This window comes from Enterobacter soli ATCC BAA-2102 (genome assembly GCF_001654845.1).
In the GTDB taxonomy this organism is placed as follows: domain Bacteria; phylum Pseudomonadota; class Gammaproteobacteria; order Enterobacterales; family Enterobacteriaceae; genus Enterobacter; species Enterobacter soli.
In genome coordinates, this window is the sequence record NZ_LXES01000040.1 from 278,086 (window position 1) to 299,652 (window position 21,567).

At 53.9% G+C, this 21,567-nt stretch carries 18 protein-coding genes; 7 read left to right on the forward strand and 11 right to left on the reverse strand.

Translation table 11 applies throughout. The features are described from left to right. Positions 1–17 precede the first annotated feature (17 nt). A complete protein-coding gene (gene malX / locus M987_RS15280; RefSeq protein ID WP_014069996.1) occupies positions 18–1,610 on the reverse strand; it encodes a maltose/glucose-specific PTS transporter subunit IIBC in 1,593 nt (530 codons plus the stop codon). 178 nt (positions 1,611–1,788) lie between these two features. On the opposite strand from malX, the gene M987_RS15285 reads away from it, so the two are divergent. Both M987_RS15285 and M987_RS15290 read left to right on the forward strand, forming a co-directional pair. Next, positions 1,789–2,817, forward strand: coding sequence for a Mal regulon transcriptional regulator MalI (locus M987_RS15285; protein WP_014069997.1), 1,029 nt, complete (start codon positions 1,789–1,791; stop codon positions 2,815–2,817). Between the two features lie 140 nt (positions 2,818–2,957). Then, positions 2,958–3,473: a phospholipase D family nuclease gene (locus M987_RS15290; RefSeq protein ID WP_014069998.1), complete on the forward strand. Its 516-nt coding sequence runs from the start codon at positions 2,958–2,960 to the stop codon at positions 3,471–3,473. A 29-nt stretch (positions 3,474–3,502) separates the two neighbouring features. On the opposite strand, the gene M987_RS15295 is transcribed toward M987_RS15290, so the two are convergent. Both M987_RS15295 and manA read right to left on the reverse strand, forming a co-directional pair. Beyond that, entirely contained in the window at positions 3,503–5,044 is a 1,542-nt protein-coding gene (locus tag M987_RS15295) for a YdgA family protein (RefSeq protein ID WP_014069999.1), read from the reverse strand. Positions 5,045–5,143: 99 nt separating this feature from the next. Continuing rightward, positions 5,144–6,319, reverse strand: a complete 1,176-nt coding sequence (gene manA, locus M987_RS15300) for a mannose-6-phosphate isomerase (protein WP_014070000.1) — start codon at positions 6,317–6,319, stop codon at positions 5,144–5,146. Between the two features lie 198 nt (positions 6,320–6,517). Between manA and fumA the strand changes: the two genes are divergently transcribed. Together fumA and fumC are read left to right on the forward strand one after the other, a co-directional pair. Next, positions 6,518–8,164 (forward strand): class I fumarate hydratase FumA, encoded by a 1,647-nt coding sequence (gene fumA / locus M987_RS15305; protein ID WP_014070001.1) that lies wholly within the window; start codon positions 6,518–6,520, stop codon positions 8,162–8,164. A 139-nt stretch (positions 8,165–8,303) separates the two neighbouring features. Further along, positions 8,304–9,698, forward strand: coding sequence for a class II fumarate hydratase (gene fumC, locus M987_RS15310; protein WP_014070002.1), 1,395 nt, complete (start codon positions 8,304–8,306; stop codon positions 9,696–9,698). Here the strand turns inward: fumC and tus are convergent, their stop codons facing one another. The 5 genes from tus to rstA form a co-directional block, all read right to left on the reverse strand. After that, positions 9,699–10,628 (reverse strand): DNA replication terminus site-binding protein, encoded by a 930-nt coding sequence (gene tus, locus M987_RS15315; protein ID WP_014070003.1) that lies wholly within the window; start codon positions 10,626–10,628, stop codon positions 9,699–9,701. It abuts the gene before it with no gap. Between the two features lie 75 nt (positions 10,629–10,703). Next, positions 10,704–12,002 carry a two-component system sensor histidine kinase RstB gene (rstB, locus tag M987_RS15320; protein WP_014070004.1) on the reverse strand — a complete coding sequence of 433 codons (1,299 nt, stop codon included), beginning with the start codon at positions 12,000–12,002 and terminating at the stop codon, positions 10,704–10,706. Positions 12,003–12,121: 119 nt separating this feature from the next. Then, the gene (locus M987_RS15325; RefSeq protein WP_041162222.1) at positions 12,122–12,868 is read right to left on the reverse strand and encodes a methyltransferase domain-containing protein; all 747 of its coding nucleotides are present in this window, start codon (positions 12,866–12,868) and stop codon (positions 12,122–12,124) included. A gap of 20 nt (positions 12,869–12,888) precedes the next feature. Further along, entirely contained in the window at positions 12,889–13,146 is a 258-nt protein-coding gene (locus M987_RS15330; RefSeq protein WP_014070006.1) for a YjhX family toxin, read from the reverse strand. Positions 13,147–13,540: 394 nt separating this feature from the next. Then, positions 13,541–14,257, reverse strand: a complete 717-nt coding sequence (rstA, locus tag M987_RS15335; protein WP_041162223.1) for a two-component system response regulator RstA — start codon at positions 14,255–14,257, stop codon at positions 13,541–13,543. A 128-nt stretch (positions 14,258–14,385) separates the two neighbouring features. Here rstA and M987_RS15340 point away from each other — a divergent pair, with 128 nt between their 5' ends. Then, complete coding sequence (locus M987_RS15340) at positions 14,386–14,721, forward strand: GlpM family protein (protein ID WP_014070008.1); 336 nt, start codon at positions 14,386–14,388, stop codon at positions 14,719–14,721. Here M987_RS15340 and folM read toward each other — a convergent pair. The 3 genes from folM to ydgH form a co-directional block, all read right to left on the reverse strand. Next, positions 14,718–15,440: a dihydromonapterin reductase gene (gene folM, locus M987_RS15345; protein ID WP_014070009.1), complete on the reverse strand. Its 723-nt coding sequence runs from the start codon at positions 15,438–15,440 to the stop codon at positions 14,718–14,720. The genes M987_RS15340 and folM overlap by 4 nt on opposite strands. A gap of 38 nt (positions 15,441–15,478) precedes the next feature. Next, a complete protein-coding gene (locus M987_RS15350; RefSeq protein ID WP_014070010.1) occupies positions 15,479–16,861 on the reverse strand; it encodes an amino acid permease in 1,383 nt (460 codons plus the stop codon). A gap of 185 nt (positions 16,862–17,046) precedes the next feature. Next, positions 17,047–17,991 carry a DUF1471 family protein YdgH gene (ydgH, locus tag M987_RS15355; RefSeq protein ID WP_014070011.1) on the reverse strand — a complete coding sequence of 315 codons (945 nt, stop codon included), beginning with the start codon at positions 17,989–17,991 and terminating at the stop codon, positions 17,047–17,049. A gap of 534 nt (positions 17,992–18,525) precedes the next feature. Here ydgH and pntA point away from each other — a divergent pair. Both pntA and pntB read left to right on the forward strand, forming a co-directional pair. After that, positions 18,526–20,055, forward strand: a complete 1,530-nt coding sequence (pntA, locus tag M987_RS15360; protein WP_014070012.1) for a Re/Si-specific NAD(P)(+) transhydrogenase subunit alpha — start codon at positions 18,526–18,528, stop codon at positions 20,053–20,055. A 10-nt stretch (positions 20,056–20,065) separates the two neighbouring features. After that, positions 20,066–21,454, forward strand: a complete 1,389-nt coding sequence (pntB, locus tag M987_RS15365) for a Re/Si-specific NAD(P)(+) transhydrogenase subunit beta (RefSeq protein WP_014070013.1) — start codon at positions 20,066–20,068, stop codon at positions 21,452–21,454. Positions 21,455–21,567: the final 113 nt, after the last annotated feature.

Consider the following 21,567-nt stretch of genomic DNA (forward strand, 5'->3'; position numbering starts at 1 on the left):
GAAGAGGGGGTGAGGCATCAGGCTTCTACTGTTCGCATCAGGGTCGCCAGCTCATCTTTGACTGACTGCACCTGCGGGCCGATGACAACCTGCAAATTATGCTGATTTAACTGTACCACACCGATGGCGCGGTTGGCTTTCAGGGCATTGGTATCGACCTTCGACATATCGTTAACCGACAGACGCAGGCGGGTAATACAGTTATCCAGTGAGGTAATGTTATCCGCACCGCCCAACGCCGCCAGAATAGCAGGGGTGTTATAGCCGGATTTGCCCACCGTACCGGCAACGGCTTGTTCAACGCTGGTGGCGGTATCCGCATCGCGACCCGGAGTTTTCAGGTTGAAGCGGGTGATAGCAAAGCGGAAGATCCCGTAGTACACCGCGAACCAGATAGCCGCCACCACCGGCACCAGATACCATTTGGTCGACAGGCCGTGCAGGATGCCGAACACTACGAAATCGATCACGTTGCCGTCGGTGTTACCGATAGTCACGCCCAGCACCGCCATAACGGTAAAGCCTAGACCGGTCAGCACCGCGTGGATGAGATACAGCACCGGCGCAACAAACAGGAACAGGAATTCGATAGGCTCGGTTGTGCCACCCACCACGCAGGCAATCACGCCGGAAATCAGCAGACCTTTAATTTTATGACGGTTTTCTGGGCGTGCGCAGTGGTACATCGCCAGCGCCGCACCTGGCAGGCCGCCGAGGAAGGCTGGCATTTTACCCTGTGACAGGAAGCGGGTTGCGCTCTCAGAGAAGCCGTGAGTGGTCGGGCAGCTCAGCTGCGCCTGGAAGATGGTCAACGCACCGCTGACATCGTGACCACACACATCCATGGTACCGCCCGCTTCGGTAAAGCGGATCAGCGCCACGAGAATATGTTGCAGGCCGAACGGCAGCAGCAGACGCTCGCCCGTACCGAAGATCATCGGGCCAAAATCACCGGCACCGTTAATGATGCGGCCGATACCGTTAATGCCCAGCGCAAAAACTGGCCAAATCAGAGGAATGATCAGACCAAACAGGCCCATCACCACCAGGGTAATAATCGGGACAAAGCGCGTGCCGCCGAAGAACGCCAGCGCATCCGGCAGGCGGATATTGTGGAAGCGTTCGTGCAGCATCCAGATAATGACGCCCGCGATCACCGCACCCAAAATACCGGTATCGATAGACTGAATACCAATGACGCTCTGAATATTGTTCGCTTTCAGTACGGCGGCATCGGTTGTTGGCAGGATGCCTTTTGCCGTCAGCCAGAAGTTAACGGCGAGGTTCATCACCGCGTAGCCGACAAACCCGGCGAAGGCGGCAACGCCTTTGTTTTCGCGCGCCAGCCCCAGCGGGATAGCGATACAGAACATCACCGGCAGGAAACTAAATGCAAAGGAGCCGACCTTACTCATCCAGATGAAGATCGCCTGCAACACAGGGTTGCCGAGGAACGGGATCAACGTAATAACATCATTACTGCTCAGTGAGCTGCCGATCCCCAGCATGATCCCGCAGAAGGAGAGGAGTGCCACGGGCAGCATAAAGGTTTTACCCAGTTGCTGGAAAAATTCCCACAGCGATATTTTTTGTGCTGCTTTCGCCGTCATAAAACGACTCCTTTATTGTTAAAATAGGTTTATCTGCTTCAATGCTGCGAGAAGATAAAACGTTTTATCAAACTTTAGTGCGCGCTAAATCACATTCTCAGGCTTTGGCAGAGAGTATAAAGATAACGTATTGATAAAACGTTTTACCGATCTCATTATCAGGGAGTCACGCCAACACATGGCTGTAGCGAAAAAAATCACTATCAACGATGTCGCACTGGCGGCTGGCGTGTCTGTCAGCACCGTTTCGCTGGTTCTGAGCGGAAAAGGGCGCATCTCTTCCGCCACGGGTCAGCGAGTTAACGAGGCTGTCGAGCAGCTGGGTTTTGTGCGTAATCGCCAGGCATCGGCGCTTCGCGGCGGACAAAGCGGTGTGATTGGTTTGATTGTGCGCGATCTGACCTCACCGTTTTACGCCGAACTGACCGCCGGGCTGACTGAAGCGCTGGAAGCGCAGGGGCGGATGGTATTTTTACTGCACGGCGGGCGCGAGGCCGACCAGCTTCTTCAGCGGCTGGATATGCTGCTGACGCAGGGTGTTGATGGTGTGATTATCGCCGGGGCGTCCGGTGTCGGCAGTGAACTGTGCGAGCGGGCCGCCGCAAAAGGCGTACCGCTGGTGTTTGCATCGCGTGCCAGTTACCTTGACGAAGCCGATACGCTGCGGCCCGACAATATGCAGGCGGCACAAATGCTGACCGAACATCTTATTCGTCGCGGCCATCAGCGCATCGCCTGGCTGGGCGGGAAAAGCTCCTCCCTGACGCGGGCTGAACGGGTGGGGGGATATTGCGCCACGCTGATTAAATATGGGCTGCCGTTCCACAGTGAATGGGTGGTGGAGTGTGAATCCAGCCAGAAACAGGCCGCCGAAGTGATTGGGGCCATGTTGCGCCGTAACCCTACGATCAGCGCCGTGATTTGCTACAACGATACCATTGCGATGGGGGCATGGTTTGGCCTTATCCGTGCGGGGCGTCAGAGCGGTGAAGGGGGCGTTGAAACTTTCTTTGGTCAGCAGGTAGCGTTAGGGGCTTTTGCCGATGTCGGCGAAAATGCGCTGGACGATCTGCCCATCGTCTGGGCAACCACACCCGCACGCGAGATGGGGCACACGCTGGCTGACCGAATCATGCAGCGTATCGACAACACCGAGGTACAGGCCGGGCATCAGATTGTGGCAGCTCGTCTGGTGCCGGTGAAGTAGTCTTCAGCCCGGTTTACGTTTGCTGTTCGTAGGCCGGGTAAGGCGCAGCCGCCACCCGGCAATAAAGTGTGATCCGGATCAACCATGTGCGCATCAAAACAAGGCATATTCTCCACCTCATTTTTTCACCAGGCTTGCCCATGCGGATCCTCACGACTCTTCTGGCATTAACCTTTATCCCGCTTGTTTCTTACGCCTCCAGCGATATCGAAGTTGGATTCTCTCCTGAAGGCGGGGCGCAGGCGCTTGTACTTAAAACCATCAATAAGGCGAAGAAGTCGATTCGTATGATGGCGTTCTCTTTTAGCGCGCCTGATGTGATGACCGCGCTGGTGGACGCGCAAAAGCGCGGGGTGGATGTGCGGGTGGTGATTGATGAAGAGGGAAACACCAGTGCCAAAAGCCTGGCGGCCATGCGTTATATCACTCAAAACGGCGTAAAGCTGCGCACGGATAATCACTACCGCATTCAGCATGACAAAACGATCGTTGTTGATGGGGACACTGTTGAAACCGGCTCGTTTAACTTCGCGAAATCAGCCGAATATCTGAATTCCGAGAATGTCATTGTTATCCACCATGCGCCTGAACTGGCGCAGAAGTACCTGGCACACTGGGAAAATCGCTGGCAGCAGGGTGTTGATTTCCAGCCATAAAAAAGCCCCTCGCGAGGGGCTTATGTCGATTATTGCTGCGGCACAGCCGGTGCTGCTGGCGCTGCCGGATCGGCTGGTTCCGCCGGTTCTGGCATTCCCAACGCAGGCATCCCGAACATTCCGACAAAATCTTCCAGCGGCATTTTATCGCCGTTGAGCGTCACCTGGCCGTTTGCATATTGCAGGCTGGTTGAAATGGTGTTGTCTTCCAGTTTGGTGATGCGGAACATTTGGCCCATCGCCGCCAGGCCTTTCACCTGCTGGTTCGCCAGCTTACCGGCATCCTCATCACCATAACCTTCGAGCTTCGCGACCTGGGTCATCAGCTCGGTGGCCATATCCATCGGAATCGTCAGCTTGCTGTCGAGCGATTTCACGGTGCGGTCCACTTCCTGGGCCAGCGTCTGTGGCTCACCCGTGGCGGTGGAAGGATCTTTCAGGAACAGCGATAGGTTAAAGCTGGTTTCACCTTTGCTGTTTTTCCAGCTCAGCGGCGCAATGGTAATCACCGGATCGCCTTTCAGCAGAATTGGCAGATTGTTGAACAGCACTGCCATCGCCTGCTGCTGATAAACTTCAGGGTTTTGTTTCAGTGCGGCATCCGTCAACAGCGCCTGGCTCTCTTTGCTGTATTTCTGGCTGAACTCGTGCCATGCGGCACCGTCAATGTTGCCAATTTTCAGCGACAGTTTACCGGTACCCAGATCCTGATTTTGTACCTTCAGGCTTTTCAGGCTGTAATCCAGTTGGGTATTGATGCTCTTACCGTCTTTGGATACATCGGTTTTGCCGTTCAGGTCCATCCCTTCCAGCACGCCCATCTCTTTACCTTCAACCGCGATGGCGAGCTTTTCCAGACTGATTTTCTGATCGCCAATGCGCTCGTCAAAGCTGGTCATGCGGCTGTTGCCGTCAGCTTTCAGGTTGTTGAACGTGAGCTGAACCTTCTGGTCGTACTCGTTAACCGCATTCACCAGGCCACTCTGCGCTTCACCGGTCAGGGTGAAGACGTTGCCGTCACGATCGGCGTCCAGCTGGAAATGGCCGCCGCTGAAGGCCACTTTCTCGTTACCGTTTTCGTAGTTCAGCGCTTTCAGCACAATATTTGAGCTGGTGTCTCCGGCATAACCGATGCGGGTATCAATCTCAAATGGCGAGGTATTTTTCGCAATATCGAACAGCGGTTTCGTGATGTCGTTATTCACCAGAACGGTTTTTACCGACGCCATTGACGGGATCAGATTGAAAGAGGCCAGCTGTGCCAGCGGGAGGGGGCCGTGGCTCACGACTTCGTCCAGTACCACGCTTTGGCCGGGTTTCAGCCACGCGGTGTCATTACCTGCCACCGGCTTGACGACCAGCTGCATATGGCTGGTAAACACGCCGCGCTGATAGTTTTGATAACTCAGTTCCACGCCAGCTTCTGGCGCGCTACGTTTGATTTCGCTATTGGCCTGCGCCACCATCTCAGCCAGACGACCTTCCAGCTGTTTTCCGGTGAACCAGGATGCCCCTGTCCAGACCACGCCTAATGCAACAATAACCCCAACCGCTACGACCGATTTTTTCATTGCGACTATCCCTAAAATGAAACCAGGCGGTAAAAACCGCCCGGTGATATAAAGTCTTCAACTAGCTTAGCAAGAGTTGTTAAAAAATTCAGTAAGTGCTTATAGCTTATTGAAAACACGCGCCAGTCGGCCGGTGCCGCTTACGCTAATCGGTGATTCATTGGCGGCAATAAAGGCAGACTCCCCTGGTTTCAGCACCAGGCGCTGCGCGTCTTTATGCAGAACGGCTTCACCTTCTACGCAGAACAGAATCGCCGCGCTCTCCTGGGCAATGGCGGTTTCTGCCTGGCTCAGGTCATGCAGAGAGAACGCAAAATCGTCCACCGGGATCGGGAAGTCCAGCTCCGCACCTTTTTTCACCGGCTGCGTCAGCAGCTCTGCCGCAGGTTTAGCGACAAACTTCACGTTAGCAACCAGTTCCGGGATATCGATGTACTTCGGCGTCAGGCCAGCGCGCAGCACGTTATCGGAGTTTGCCATCACTTCCAGTGCCACACCTTGCAGGTAGGCGTGTGGGGTTTCAGCAAACAGGAACATCGCTTCGCCTGGATTAAGCTTCACTACGTTCAGCAGCAGCGGGGAGAACAGACCGCTGTCATCCGGGTAAAACTCTGCGATCACGCGAATGGTGTCCCACGGCTCGCCCTGCTGGCTATTCAGCGTGGCTTTCAGTACCGCGATCGCGTGCGCTTTTTCTTCGCCCTGCATGCTAAGCAGGCTGGCAAACAGCTGGCTCAACCCTTCAGCGTCCGGATTTTGCAGGAAGTGGGCGATGGCTTTATTCGCCCCTGCGACAGGTTGCAGCAGAGAAATAATCTCTGAGAATTCGCGGAATGCGTTCATTGCCAGGAACGGAGTCAATGCAAAAACCAGCTCAGGCTTGTGGTTAGGATCTTTGTAGTTACGCTCTGCGGCATCCAGTGGAATACCCGCGGCGTTCTCTTTCGCAAAGCCAATTTCAGAGGCTTTCTTGTTCGGGTGAACCTGAATGGAAAGCGGCTGGTCGGCACACAGCACTTTAAACAGGAACGGCAGCTCGCCAAAACGGCTGGCAACCTTGCTGCCCAGCAACGCCGCTTTATCGGCGTCTATCACGTCACGCAGGGAACGTGTCTGACCGCTGGCGTCTTCAATTTTTGAGCTGCTCTTCGGGTGAGCGCCCATCCACAGCTCTGCCATCGGCAGGTTGTTGGGGTTCGCGATACCGTAGAGATCCGTTAACGCAGTTTTACTTCCCCAGGCGTAGTTTTGCACTGAGTTGATGAGTTTTTGCATTATCAAGCCCTGATTCAAAAGGTGGAATTAACTCCGGGTATTAAAGCAATAAACCGTGTGGAAGTAACCTTCGGATGTAAAAAGTCGTACTAGTCTCAGTTTTTGTTAAAAAATTGTGTAGGATAGGCTAACTCGCTTTTAAGCGGGCAGCGGAACGCCTGCCCAAATAATCAGACCGAAGCAGTAAGTGAGAGAACAATGTCGAACAAACCCTTTCATTATCAAGATCCTTTTCCCCTCAGTAAGGATCAGACCGAATATTACCTGTTAACCCGCGATCATGTTTCTGTCTCTGAATTCGAAGGGCAGGAGATCCTTAAAGTGGATCCGCAGGCGCTGACCTTACTGGCGCAACACGCGTTTCATGATGCCTCCTTTATGCTCCGTCCAGCACATCAGCAGCAGGTTGCCGATATCCTGAGCGACCCACAGGCCAGCGAAAACGACAAGTACGTGGCACTGCAATTCCTGCGTAACTCCGATATCGCCGCCAAAGGCATTCTGCCGACCTGCCAGGACACCGGCACGGCCATTATCACCGGTAAAAAAGGCCAGCGTGTCTGGACCGGCGGTGGTGACGAAGCGGCGCTGGCGCACGGCGTGTATAACACCTATATCGAAGACAACCTGCGTTATTCGCAAAACGCGGCGCTGGATATGTACAAAGAGGTCAATACCGGCACTAACCTGCCTGCGCAGATCGATCTCTACAGCGTGGATGGCGACGAGTACAAATTCCTGTGCATCGCCAAAGGTGGCGGTTCTGCCAACAAAACCTACCTCTATCAGGAAACGAAAGCGCTGCTCTCGCCGGGCAAGCTGAAAAATTACCTGGTGGAGAAGATGCGTACGCTGGGTACTGCGGCATGTCCGCCGTATCACATTGCATTTGTGATTGGCGGGACGTCTGCTGAAAGCACGCTGAAAACCGTTAAGCTCGCCTCGACCAAATACTACGACGGCCTGCCGACGGAAGGTAACGAACACGGCCAGGCGTTCCGTGATGTGCAGCTTGAGCAGGAACTGTTGCAGGAAGCGCAAAACCTGGGGCTGGGCGCGCAGTTTGGCGGCAAATACTTCGCCCACGATATCCGCGTGATCCGCCTGCCGCGCCACGGTGCATCCTGTCCGGTAGGGATGGGGGTTTCTTGTTCTGCGGATCGCAACATTAAAGCGAAGATCAACCGCGACGGTGTCTGGATCGAAAAACTGGAAAACAACCCGGGTAAATATATCCCGGAAGAACTGCGTAAAGCGGGCGAGGGTGAAGCGGTACACGTTGACCTGAACCGCCCGATGAGTGAGATCCTGGCGCAGCTTTCGCAGTATCCGGTTTCGACCCGTCTGTCACTGAACGGCACCATTATTGTTGGACGTGACATCGCCCATGCGAAACTGAAAGAGCGCCTGGACAATGGCGAAGGTCTGCCGCAGTACGTTAAAGATCACCCGATTTACTACGCAGGCCCGGCCAAAACGCCTGAAGGTTATGCTTCCGGATCGTTAGGTCCAACCACCGCAGGTCGAATGGATTCCTACGTTCACCAGTTGCAGGCCAACGGCGGCAGCATGATCATGCTGGCGAAAGGTAACCGTAGCCAGCAGGTGACGGATGCCTGCCATAAACACGGCGGCTTCTACCTGGGCAGCATCGGTGGCCCGGCAGCGGTACTGGCGCAGGGCAGCATCAAGAGCCTGGAGTGCGTGGAGTACCCGGAACTGGGTATGGAAGCTATCTGGAAAATTGAAGTGGAAGATTTCCCGGCATTCATTCTGGTGGATGATAAAGGCAATGACTTCTTCAAACAGATCCAGTCTTCCCAGTGTTCGGCCTGTGTAAAGTAGTTCTGTGACATTCCGGGTGGCGTTAGCGCCACCCGGCACATTAAAGAGCGCACAAAGCGCCATACAGTCATTCAGAAGCCATCAATACTTATCTCTTAAGCATGTGAGTAATCCCATCTTTGTTATCAAGGAGAAAGTAATGACAACGCATCGTCGCGAAACAGATTCTATGGGCGCGATCGACGTCCCGGCCGATAAGCTATGGGGCGCACAAACCCAGCGTTCGCTGGAGCATTTCCGCATCTCAACAGAGAAAATGCCCGTTTCGCTGATTCAGGCGCTGGCACTGACCAAACGCGCTGCCGCCAAAGTGAATCAGGACTTAGGGCTGCTGGCGGCAGAAAAAGCCTCGGCCATCATCAACGCGGCTGATGAGGTGCTGGCAGGTAAACACCCCGAAGAATTCCCTCTTGCCATCTGGCAGACCGGCTCCGGCACGCAAAGCAACATGAACATGAACGAAGTGCTGGCAAACCGCGCAAGCGAACTGCTGGGCGGCGTGCGCGGCATGGAGCGCAAGGTTCACCCGAACGATGACGTGAACAAGAGTCAAAGCTCTAACGATGTCTTCCCGACGGCAATGCACGTGGCGGCGGTGATCGCCATCCGAGAACAACTTATCCCGCAGCTGAATGTACTGAAAAAGACCCTCAACGAAAAATCGCAGGCGTTCAGTACGATCGTCAAAATTGGCCGTACACACCTTCAGGATGCCACGCCGTTGACTCTCGGCCAGGAGATTTCCGGCTGGGTTGCTATGCTCGAACATAATCTTAAGCACATTGATAACAGCCTGCCGCACCTGGCGGAGCTGGCGCTGGGTGGCACGGCGGTTGGCACCGGGTTAAATACGCATCCTGAGTATGCGGTACGCGTGGCCAAAGAGCTGGCGGATATCACCGGACAGCCGTTTGTCACCGCGCCAAACAAGTTTGAGGCACTCGCTACCTGCGATGCACTGGTGCATACCCACGGTGCACTGAAAGGGCTGGCGGCCTCGTTAATGAAAATTGCCAACGACGTGCGCTGGCTTGCTTCTGGCCCGCGTTGCGGTATTGGCGAAATCAGCATCCCGGAGAATGAGCCGGGCAGCTCGATCATGCCAGGAAAAGTGAACCCGACCCAGTGCGAAGCCATGACCATGCTCTGCTGTCAGGTGCTGGGTAACGATGTGGCCGTGAATATGGGGGGCGCATCCGGTAACTTTGAACTGAACGTCTTCCGCCCGATGGTCATCCACAACGTGCTGCAATCGGTTCGCCTGCTGGCAGACGGTATGGAAAGTTTCAATGAGCACTGTGCGGTGGGGATCGAGCCAAATCACGATCGTATCAGCCAGCTGCTGAACGAGTCGTTGATGCTGGTCACCGCGCTCAATACCCATATCGGTTACGACAAAGCGGCTGAAATTGCTAAAAAAGCCCATAAAGAGGGGCTGACGCTCAAGGCTTCGGCGCTGGCGCTCGGCTATCTGACAGAAGCCGAGTTCGACACCTGGGTTCGTCCGCAGGATATGGTCGGCAGCCTGAAATAATCACTCCGCCACATACAGGTGCAGCCGTGGAATGATCAGCTGTAGCGGCTGCGCCTGAGGCTTATAACGATGCTGAACATTTTCGGCATCGTAATTCAGCAGTTCACCAATATCCGGTACCACCGCGCCCTGATCGGCATCATAAAGTGCAATCAGCGGCGTCGGGCAGGCGTATTGCACCTGTTTTTGTTGTCCCGAATACCAGACGCGAGCGATAGGCTGCACTTTTACCGGGCGCTTTATCTTAAGGCGCGTGTCCGCCGGTAAAGACGCAATGCTGTGATATTCCTGCTCCAGGCGTTCAATCCACTGCTCCCGTGACCACGGAGCCACCGTGCGCGGGGCTTTCAGGCTCTTTTCAAGCTGGGCGAGGATCTCATCGCGGGTGAAGTTTTTGATGATGTGCTTGTTCGCCCAGCCAAACCGCAGCGTGGCAGGCTGGCGTAGTACCGTCAGGGTCCGGTAGGCATTCAGGGTAATCAGCCCAGGCAACTGGCGGTGGACCCATTCAAAACGGGCGGCAGGGGCTAACCCCGACTCTTCAGTGACTATCTTCTCAAACGCCGCTTTCAGGGCATTGATATGCGCAATCTGGGTTTCCAGCGCTTCCCGTGTGGCGGTATCGGTTTGCAGGCAGATAACCCCAGGCAAACGGACGGCAGCCTTGCTGCTGCGGTTTTCTGACTGCTGCTGGATAAACAGGCGACGATAGTGAAGGAGGGTGAGCTCCAGCGCGGCTTTACCGATGTGCTGTTTCACCTCGATGGTGTCGAGCGGGTCGTGTTCAGCCCCTTTGCCAACCTCCGGCAGGGTAAACACGCGCGCCGCCAGTAAGCGGCAGGTCTGCAAACGCTCGGTCAGAGTGAGTAACTCGTGCTCCATTTCCCGAAATGTAGTGTTTAGCCGTTCGATAAGGTCGTAGGTCGCCATGATTACCCTTTGTTAGTTACAACATACTTAATGATATAGCACAGCACGCCGGGTCAGGCCAGCGTGCGGTTAATGTCAGGCAGGAACGGGAAGGGTGATGTTGTGATAGACAGGCCAGCTAAAGCAGAACTGCGCACCGCCCAGTTCGCTCTCGCCACAGTGAACCGTACCGCCCATCGCCTGTGCGATAGAATAGACAATGGCCAGCCCCAGCCCACAGCCGCCTGTTGCACGGTCGCGGCTTGGATCAAGGCGCACAAACGGCTCAAAGACTTTTTCTCGTTCATCCGGGGCAATACCTGGCCCATCGTCTTCAACGGATAAACTGGCCTGACTGCCCTGTAAATCTAAACGGATGCGCAGCGTACTTTCACTGTAACGCATGGCGTTATTCATCAGGTTATCGAGAACACGCTCCATCAGGCGCATATCCAGCGCGCCGTAATCACCGGGCGTAATGGTCGTCAGCAGTGCGCGTTGCGGGTTAACGCTCTGCACGTCATCAATATGGGTTTGCAGCCAGACGGGAAGGTCGGGGGTGCTGAGATTCAGTTCGTTTTGCGGGCGGTCGAGACGTGCGTAGGTCAGCAACTCTTCAATCAGCGCTTCGAGTTGGCCAATATCGCGGTTAAGCGCCTGAGACTCCGCCTCGGTAAGATTTTCGCTCATTTCCAGCCGATAGCGCAGGCGCACCAGCGGAGTACGTAATTCGTGGGCAATGCCGTCGATCAGCTGTTTCTTACTGGCTATCAACGCATTGATGTTATCGGCCATCTGGTTGAACGCGATGCCCAGACGATCAAAGCTGGAACCGCTGTCAAAATGGATGCGCTCGGTCAGATGCCCTTCACCAAAGCGTTGCGCCGCGGATTCGAGTTTCAGCATATCCTGCCAGTGTGGGCGCATCCAGATAAAGACCGGGAAAGCCAGAGAAATGGCGATAAACGCCAGCAGCGCCATATCCAGCAACCGCATCTGATGCAGATAATAGAGATAGGGCACCGGCCCCACTGCCAGCACATAATGGCTGCGAGGAATACGCTGGATAAAGGTGTATTTTTCGTCGAGTGCGACAATATCCCCGTCGCGCAGTCGCTGCATGGCCGGTGGCTCTAAGTCAAAATCCTTCATCGGCTCGATACGCAGATCAAAGGACAGATTCAGATCCAGCTCTTTTAAGGTTTTCGCCCAGTCGTGTGGCGGGATTTCGCGTAATTCGCTGCGCATCAGATAGAGCGAGCTTTTCATCAAATCATCCAGCGACTGTCTGCCCGCACGTTCGGCGGTGAATTTATAGACCAGTCCGACCAGCATGGTCATTACCAGGAAGCAGACAAACAGCAGAAGATAAAACTGCACAAACAGCTTTTTCATTAAGTCTCACCGAAAAATCAATACGTTAACTACCTGGTTTTGCCTTCATGGCCACTGTGGGGGATATATATCCGCCCACAGTGCCGGTATAGTTGAGAAACTATACCGGCTGACTCATTTTATCGTGACATCAATGCGAAAACACCCCAACCAAAGTACTCACGGGTCCAGGTGACATGACGTGTTGGCGACAACGTTAGCTCATTACGAACGTCGCACGCAAAATCATCATCTGGATTTTCATCCAGCCACCTCCGCATCGTCATCCACTTAGCGGCCTCATATCTGTCCCAGCCTTCCTGGTCGGCCAGCACCATTTCTACCACGTCATAACCGAGTTCCCCAAATGAGGCGACCAGATCAGAAAGCGTGAGAAAATCAGTGACAGATGTTACACCGCATGCTTGCGCATCCGCTTCAGTCTTCGGCACCTCACGCCAGAAGGGTTCTCCAATAAGTATCATCCCTTCAGGTTTCAGGCTTTGTTGTAACAGGGCTATTGTTCCAGGCACGCCGCCGGCGATCCATGTCGCCCCTACACAAGCTGCTATATCGCACTTTTCTTCCGAGACAAAACCCGCTGCATCGTTATGAATGAATTGTACGTGGTTAGCTACACCGAGTTCTTCGGCGCGTGTTATCGCCTGAGAGGTAAACAACGGGCTCATGTCTATGCCAGTTCCGGTAACACCATGGTCTCTTGCCCAGGTGCAAAGCATTTCACCAGAGCCACTGCCAAGATCGAGAATTCGTGTCCCTGATTTCATGCGTAAAACATGTCCCAGTGTTGCGTACTTTTCAGGTGTAAAAGGGTTATGGATACGATGTTCTCTTTCGCTAATGGTAAAGATACGTGGGATATCTATTAAGTCTTTCATCGCTTCTCCTAACGGTTGTCGACCTGGGCTCGTACGTTGCACAGTCCGGAAGCATTAATTCGATAGGGCTGACCCTTCACGGACTTAATGAGTTTCTTCGTTTTGAGTTTTTTAAATACGGCGAGAGAGCAGTCGGTAAGCAGTAAGCCTTCACGGCTATAGCATTCGACTGCGGTAATACGGCCTGAAGAATTACGGACGTGGACGATGTGCCCACCTTTTGCGAGAACGTGCAGGGTACGCTGTTCCTGACGGGATAAATTCATACTGGAAAACCTTTATAATCATCATGAGCTTAATGTGCGAACACGAAGACGTGTTCACATTCATTTTCGGCGCATTGATAACCAGTCCGGCCATAATGGGTCGGAAAGCTGATTATCAGATGATTACATTCTCCAGCATCAAAGCCTCGGTAGATTTGCAGTGTTTAACGCGACGGATGATATCACCTATAGATGGCATGGATATATTTGGGCGGTGTAAATGTGATCGATATCCGATTAAACCGGTAGCAAGTCCTGGGGTGAAAATAGGGGGAGAAATACATGATGGGGAGGTTAAAAGGGGCGCTGAACTGGCCCCAAATGTCTGCTGTTGTCTAGCTACACGCTTATGCAACCATCACTTACTGTAGTGGTAATTTTGATGGCGACGTCATCAGGTTTCCCAGGCGTGTGGGGCGAAAAGGTAGCCCTTGTTACGCACGGTTTTGATACGGTATGGCTCAGTGGCGTTATCCAGCAGTTTCTTGCGCAGGCGCGAAATGGCCACATCCACGCTGCGATCCATGCCATCGTAGCTGACACCGCGCAGGTTTTTCAGCAGAGCATCCCGGTCCATGATCTGCCCCGCGTGGGTTGCCAGCTCCCACAGCAGGTCAAAATCTGCCGTTGAGAGGGCAATCAGCTCACCGGATAACAGGACCTGGCGGTTAATCGGGTCAATGGATAGCGTACCGAAGCGCATGGCTTTATGCGGCGTCAGTGACGGTGCCGGCGCTTCGCGTTCAACGCTTGCACGCTGGCGAAGGTGGAGCCGTAAACGCGCGAGGAGCACCGCCGGAGGCGTTGTCTTCAGAATGTAGTCGTTAGCCCCCATTTCCAGCGACAAAATATGGTTCATATCGCTGTCCAGAGAGGTGAGAAGCACAATCGGGCCATCCCACTGCGCGCGCAGGTCGCGACACACCGTCATCCCATCTTTGCCCGGCAGCATGATATCCAGCAGCACCAGATCGGGATTTTCGCGGATCACAACCTCTTCAGCACGATCGCCACGAGGTTCGACGATGACGTCCATATCATGTTTACCCAGATAAGCGGCGATCAACTGCCCAACTTCGGGTTCATCTTCTACATAAACAATCTTATTCATACAGCGTCTGTTATCGCGAAAAAAGCCAACATACACCGCGCAACCTTAACCTTCCATTAATCTTTCAAAATTAACGTCAGTTCCGTTATTCTGGTTCACATTGTTATTTGATTGTTATAGGAAAAAACATGGGGCTGGTGATTAAAGCGGCGTTGGGTGCGCTGGTGGTGCTACTGATTGGTATTCTGGCGAAAACGAAGAACTATTACATCGCCGGGCTGATTCCGCTTTTCCCGACGTTTGCGCTTATCGCACACTATATCGTTGCCTCTGAGCGGGGCACTGAAGCCCTGAGAACCACCATCGTCTTCGGCATGTGGTCGATAATTCCGTATTTTCTTTATCTGCTGTCGCTGTGGTATTTCACCGGGTTTCTGCGTTTACCGCTGGCGCTGGGCGGAGCCGTTGTCTGCTGGAGCCTCAGCGCCTGGGTGCTTATCTTCTTCTGGAGCCGTTTCCACTAACGCAGCGGACGGCCGCCATCCACCGCGAAGGTTCTGCCGGTCACGTAGCAGCTGGTCAGCAGATAATCGATAAGATCGATCACCTCTTTCTCGCCGGGGGCGATTTTCATCAGCGACTTATTCAGCGCCTGCTGACGGTACTCCGCGTCATCGCTTTCATTAAATAAAATCATCGCCGGGGCTATGGCATTAACCTTAACCTCTGGCGCCAGCTTGCGGGCAAAGGAGCGCGTCATGTTGTCCAGCGCCGCTTTACTGGCCGCGTAGGCGATATGCTTGTCGCTGCCGCGCTCCACCACGTAATCGGTGAAGTGGATAATATCGGCCGCGGCGTGCCCATGCCCGCGCAGCAGATCCAGCAGCGCGTGGTTAAGCAGATAAGGGGCGTTAACGTGAATTTGCAACATGCCAGAGAGCGTATCGCTCAGTGACGTGCCAGGTTTTTCCGCAAGCCATGCGCTGGCGTTATGGATAAGCGCCCGCAGCCCGCTGGTGGTGGATTTCACTTTCTCAGCAAAAGCGAGAATGCCTTCGTCGGTTGAGAAATCGGCCTGAATACAGACGGCACCGGCTTTGCGTAGCCCTTCAATGGAAGGATATTCGTTGCGATAGCTGACGATCACCGGCTGGTGAAGGTTGAGAAAATGATGGGCGATGGCGAGGCCGATACGGCGGCCTCCACCAGTAATCAGAATAGGGCGTTGCTGTGTATTTCCCATCGTAGTCTCCTTTCAGTTCAACAATGGGAAAGACGATGCTATCCCATTAACATCCACGTTGCTGGTACGGCAGCAACCAGTAGTAATCCAATTAACGCCATTTCACGGCGCTTAAGCGCATTATCCAGCTGATGCGTGCGGCGGGCGTAGATAAACACCAGCAGACCCGGCGCATATAACACCACAGATAGTAGCAGGTGCATAGGCCCCGAAGCATACAATAACCATAGTCCGTAAATACAGGCACCTACGCCCACGGCATAGTGTGCCGGGCGGGTAGAGATTTTTAACAAATACGCACCGACCAGGAAATAGGGTACCAGAATCATTTCAGAGGCGATGGTCAGCAGGGTGTTATAGTCAGAACCTGTGAGCCAGATCAGCACCAGACAGACCTGTACGCTGATGTTGGTGAGCCACAGCGACGCCGACGGCGCATTGTTGTTATTCTGGCGCGCAAACAGACGCGGGAACGCTTTATGCGTGGCGGCCAGGAACGGCACTTCGGCGGCCATGATAGTCCAGCTCAGGTAGGCACCGCACACGGACACAATCAGACCCGCCGCAATCACCACGTCGCCCCAGGAACCGAGCATTTTCACCATCAGCCCGGCCATTGACGGGTTACGCATTTCGGCCAGCTCAGGACGCGCGACGACGCCGAGCGAAAGTAACGTCACCAGCAGATACACGCCCAGCGCGGCGAGAACCGCGAGCAGCGTGGCACGGCCAACGTCGCGCTTATTGCGTGCACGGGCAGAAACCACCACCGCGCCTTCAACACCAATGAACACCCACAGGGTGATCAGCATGGTGTTTTTCACCTGTTCCCAGACCGGGACGCCCAGCGCGATACCGGTGAAATCGAGTTTAAACACATCCAGGCGGAACGCGATAAAGGCCAGCACGATAAACAGGCCGAGCGGCACCAGTTTGGCGAGTGTTGCCACCAGGTTGATGCTTGCTGCGGTTTGCACACCACGCAGCACCAGCCAGTGCACAAACCACAGCAGTACCGATGCACCCACAATCGATTGCCAGGTATTGCCGTCACCGAATAAACGCAACTCTGGCGTGTCGGTAAAGAAGCTCAGGGCAGAGAAGACAATCACCAGATAAGAGACGTTGGCGATAACCGCGCACAGCCAGTAGCCCCACGCTGAACAGAAGCCAATCAGTTCGCCGAAACCTTCCCGCGCATAGGTGAAAATCCCGCCGTCGAGGTCCGGGCGAATGCGGGTTAACAGCAGCATGGCAAAGGCCAGCAGCAAAATTCCGGCCCCGGTGATGCCCCAGCCAATGAGTAACGCCGCAGGGCTTGCTACGGCCGCCATATTTTGCGGCAAACTGAATACACCCGCACCCAGCATTGAGCTTAAAACGAGTGCAGTCAAAGCACTCAGGCCAAGTTTCTTTTCCATTGGCTTCCTGTTATGAAAGTTCCAAATCCAGAATAATTATTTCGCACAGGCGCATAAAAATGGTGGATCACACTAAGGCGCGGGATTTTACGGAGTGTCACGAAGTCATGCAATGACGTGGGGCGGAAATTCGAAAAAAAGTAACAAAAAAGGCGGCATTACGCCGCCCTTGTTCAACGGCTTGCTTACTTGTAAAGGTCAGCGCTGATGGTGATGTTGTTACCACGTTCCTGCCACTGGCGGGTGATGTGGTAGAACTTCGCCCCTTTCTTAGCAGCACGCTTCGCTACCTGATAAGAGATTTCCGTCATGTTGCCGTAGTTACCGCTAAACTTGATGCTGTCGAACGGAACCATCTGCGCAGCAGTGGCGTTGTTCAGCTCTTCAATTTTAGTGCCGTCTGGCAGCGTTACAGAGTAGCGACCACCCTTGGTGGATTGCGTTTCAAAGAAACGACCCACTTCAGCACTTGGTGCTGCGGACGTTGCAACGCCTGGGATCTCAACTTTCTTCGCTTCTTCACCGCCTTTCGCGATGGCAGCACGGCCAGCGTCAGAGTTGGCTGGAATTGCATCCGGGCTTTGCAGAACGCGTTTTTTCGCATCTTGCTTATAGATGAACGCGGTGATGCGCTGGTTGCCGCCCTGGTTGGCATCAACCTGACGAACAATGTAGAACGCGTAAGCGTCTTTTGCTTTAGCGGCTTTGGTGATGGCGTCGTTTACTTCAGGCTGGCTGCGATAGAAACCCTGCACGGTAACGGTGTCGTACGGTTCCAGTTCGATTGCCTGATCTTTTGGCAGTTCGACAATGCCGTTAATGACGCGGTTTTTCGGTGCGTCAGCTTTTGGCGCATCGTCTTTATACAGCGCGATAGTTACGCGCTGGTTGCCGCTGTTACCGTAATCAGACTGGTCAACAACATAAAAGGAAGCCGCACCGTTTTTGTCGGCGGCTTTTGTTGCGGCGGCGACGGCATCGCCAATTGAGTTGTAACGACCCACAATGACCGTATGGTCAAAAGGTTTTAACGCTGCCGCTTGCTCCGGCGTTAACTCTGTCGCGGCATTCGCGGACAGGGCGGTCGCAGAAAGAAGTGCGGACGCCAGGAGTGTGTTCTTAAGCTTCATAAAAATAATCCTTCGCCTTGCGCAAACCATATACTGGTATTGTTGTTAATTTGAAACGGCCTCGATTATGGCATTTAAAACCCGTCGCTGTCTGCGGCATTTTTCACAGCCCGTGCGAAGTGCAGGACCCTTTTCGATAACATTTAGTGATATGTTGAAAAAACACGCGTTTGACAAGCAAAACTGATAAAGCATATGACTTTTACAAGTTAATTTAATGTTAATAAGTTGTTCTCTTATGGCGATATATCATCTTTTTGTCGCTTCGCTTACGCTATTTATCGGTTCTGGCGGTGAATTTAAGGTAAATATCTCTGTCAGCGATGCGGATCACTTATTTTTCACAAATAAAGTAAGAAATAGTGTTTTCAGGCGGTGGATCACAGGCGCTATTTTCAGTAGGTTATAGAAAGTTTGTTACTGTTTTATTTTCCGGGGTTAATCATGTGTCGACGCTAACAACTGGCTAAAGTTGATACAAATCACGGGTATTTATCGACAAACCATCATCAAAAACCGATGGAAGGGAAAACTATGCGTATTGGGGTACCAAAAGAACGGTTAGCCAATGAAACCCGCGTAGCGGCTACACCGAAAACGGTGGAGCAACTGCTTAAACTGGGTTTTACCGTCGCGGTTGAAAGCGGCGCGGGCAAGCTGGCGAGTTTCGATGACGAGGCCTTTATTCAGGCTGGCGCAGAAATAGTAGAAGGTGCAGACGTCTGGCAGTCGCCGATCATTCTGAAAGTGAATGCGCCGGAAGAGAGCGAAATCCCTCTGCTTAATCCGGGCACGACGGTGGTGAGCTTTATCTGGCCGGCACAAAACCCGGAACTGATGGAAAAGCTGGCGGCGCGCGGTGTGACCGTAATGGCGATGGATTCCGTGCCGCGTATTTCGCGTGCGCAGTCTCTGGATGCATTGAGCTCAATGGCGAACATTGCGGGCTACCGCGCCATCGTTGAGGCGGCTCACGAGTTTGGTCGCTTCTTTACCGGACAAATCACCGCTGCGGGCAAGGTTCCTCCGGCGAAAGTGATGGTTATCGGTGCGGGTGTTGCCGGTCTGGCTGCCATTGGTGCAGCAAACAGCCTCGGCGCGATTGTGCGTGCATTTGATACCCGCCCGGAAGTAAAAGAGCAGGTGCAAAGTATGGGCGCCGAATTCCTTGAGCTGGATTTCAAGGAAGAAGCGGGCAGTGGTGATGGTTATGCGAAGGTGATGTCAGAAGCCTTCATTAAAGCCGAAATGGAACTCTTCGCCGCTCAGGCGAAAGATGTCGACATTATCGTGACCACGGCGCTGATCCCTGGTAAACCAGCACCGAAGCTGATCACCCGTGAAATGGTTGATTCCATGAAGTCGGGCAGTGTGATTGTTGATCTGGCGGCGCAAAACGGCGGTAACTGCGAATATACCGTGCCAAACCAGGTCACCACGACGGCCAACGGCGTGAAAGTGATCGGTTATACCGACCTGCCGGGTCGCCTGCCAACCCAGTCTTCTCAGCTGTACGGCACCAACCTCGTTAACCTGCTGAAACTGCTCTGCAAAGAGAAAGACGGCAATATCACCGTTGATTTTGAGGATGTGGTTGTCCGTGGCGTTACCGTAGTCCGTGAAGGTGAAGTCACCTGGCCTGCGCCGCCAATTCAGGTATCGGCACAGCCTCAGGCGGCACCGAAAGCGGCCCCTGCGCCAAAAGAACCGGCAAAACCGGCCTCGCCGTGGCGTAAATACGCCATCATGGCGCTGGTGATTATTCTCTTTGGCTGGCTGGCTGATGTCGCACCGAAAGAGTTCCTCGGACACTTCACCGTCTTTGCGCTCTCATGCGTGGTGGGTTACTACGTGGTGTGGAACGTATCGCACGCGCTGCATACGCCGCTGATGTCGGTCACTAACGCCATCTCCGGGATTATCGTGGTCGGGGCGTTGCTGCAAATTGGTCACGGCGGCTGGGTTAGCTTCCTGAGCTTTGTTGCGGTGCTGATCGCCAGCATTAATATTTTCGGTGGTTTCACCGTGACTCAGCGAATGCTGAAAATGTTTCGTAAAGGCTAAGGGGTAGCATATGTCTGGAGGATTAGTAACAGCCGCATACATTGTTGCTGCGATCCTGTTTATTTTCAGTCTGGCGGGGCTTTCTAAACACGAAACGTCTCAGCAGGGTAATAACTTTGGTATCGCCGGGATGGCGATTGCGCTGATTGCCACCATCTTCGGGCCGGACACCGGCAACGTTGCGTGGATCCTGGTGGCGATGATTATCGGTGGTGCTATCGGTATTCGTCTGGCAAAACGTGTTGAAATGACCGAAATGCCAGAGCTGGTTGCGATCCTGCACAGCTTTGTCGGCCTGGCTGCGGTGCTGGTGGGCTTCAACAGCTACCTGTATCACGAACCTGGCATGGAGCCGATTCTGGTCAATATCCACCTGACCGAAGTGTTCCTCGGCATCTTCATTGGTGCGGTAACCTTCACTGGCTCTATTGTGGCGTTTGGTAAGCTGCGCGGTAAGATCTCCTCTAAACCGCTGATGCTGCCTAACCGCCATAAGCTGAACCTGGCTGCGCTGGTGGTCTCATTTGTGTTGCTGGTTGTCTTCGTACGCACCGAAAGCGTAGGGATGCAGGTGCTGGCGCTGCTGGTGATGACCATCATTGCTCTGGCGTTTGGCTGGCATCTGGTGGCGTCCATCGGTGGTGCAGATATGCCAGTCGTGGTGTCAATGCTGAACTCCTACTCCGGTTGGGCAGCGGCAGCAGCAGGCTTTATGCTGAGCAACGATTTGCTGATCGTAACGGGTGCGCTGGTCGGTTCTTCCGGTGCGATCCTGTCTTACATCATGTGTAAGGCGATGAACCGTTCCTTCTTCAGCGTAATTGCCGGCGGTTTCGGGACCGATGGTTCTTCTTCCGGTGCTGATGAAGAAGTGGGTGAGCATCGTGAAATTTCTGCGGAAGATACCGCAGACATGCTGAAAAACTCGCACACGGTCATTATCACCCCTGGCTACGGCATGGCGGTGGCACAGGCCCAGTATCCGGTGGCGGAAATCACCGAGAAGCTGCGTGCGCGCGGTATTAAGGTTCGCTTTGGTATTCATCCGGTTGCCGGTCGTCTGCCAGGCCACATGAACGTGCTGCTGGCGGAAGCGAAAGTGCCTTACGACATCGTGCTCGAAATGGATGAAATCAATGATGATTTCTCCGATACCGACACGGTACTGGTCATTGGCGCCAACGACACCGTCAACCCGGCGGCGCAGGATGATCCGGGTAGCCCAATTGCCGGGATGCCGGTTCTGGAAGTGTGGAAGGCGCAGAACGTGATTGTCTTCAAACGCTCAATGAACACCGGTTACGCTGGCGTTCAGAATCCGCTGTTCTTCAAAGAGAACACCCACATGCTGTTTGGCGACGCCAAAGCCAGCGTGGATGCGATTCTGAAAGCGCTCTGACAGGGTAAAGCCCGGTAACGCAAGCTTACCGGGCCTACCAAACCCGTAGGCTGGGTAAGGCGAAGCCGCCACCCGGCAAAAAAAAACCGCCGGTTTCCCGACGGTTTTTTTCA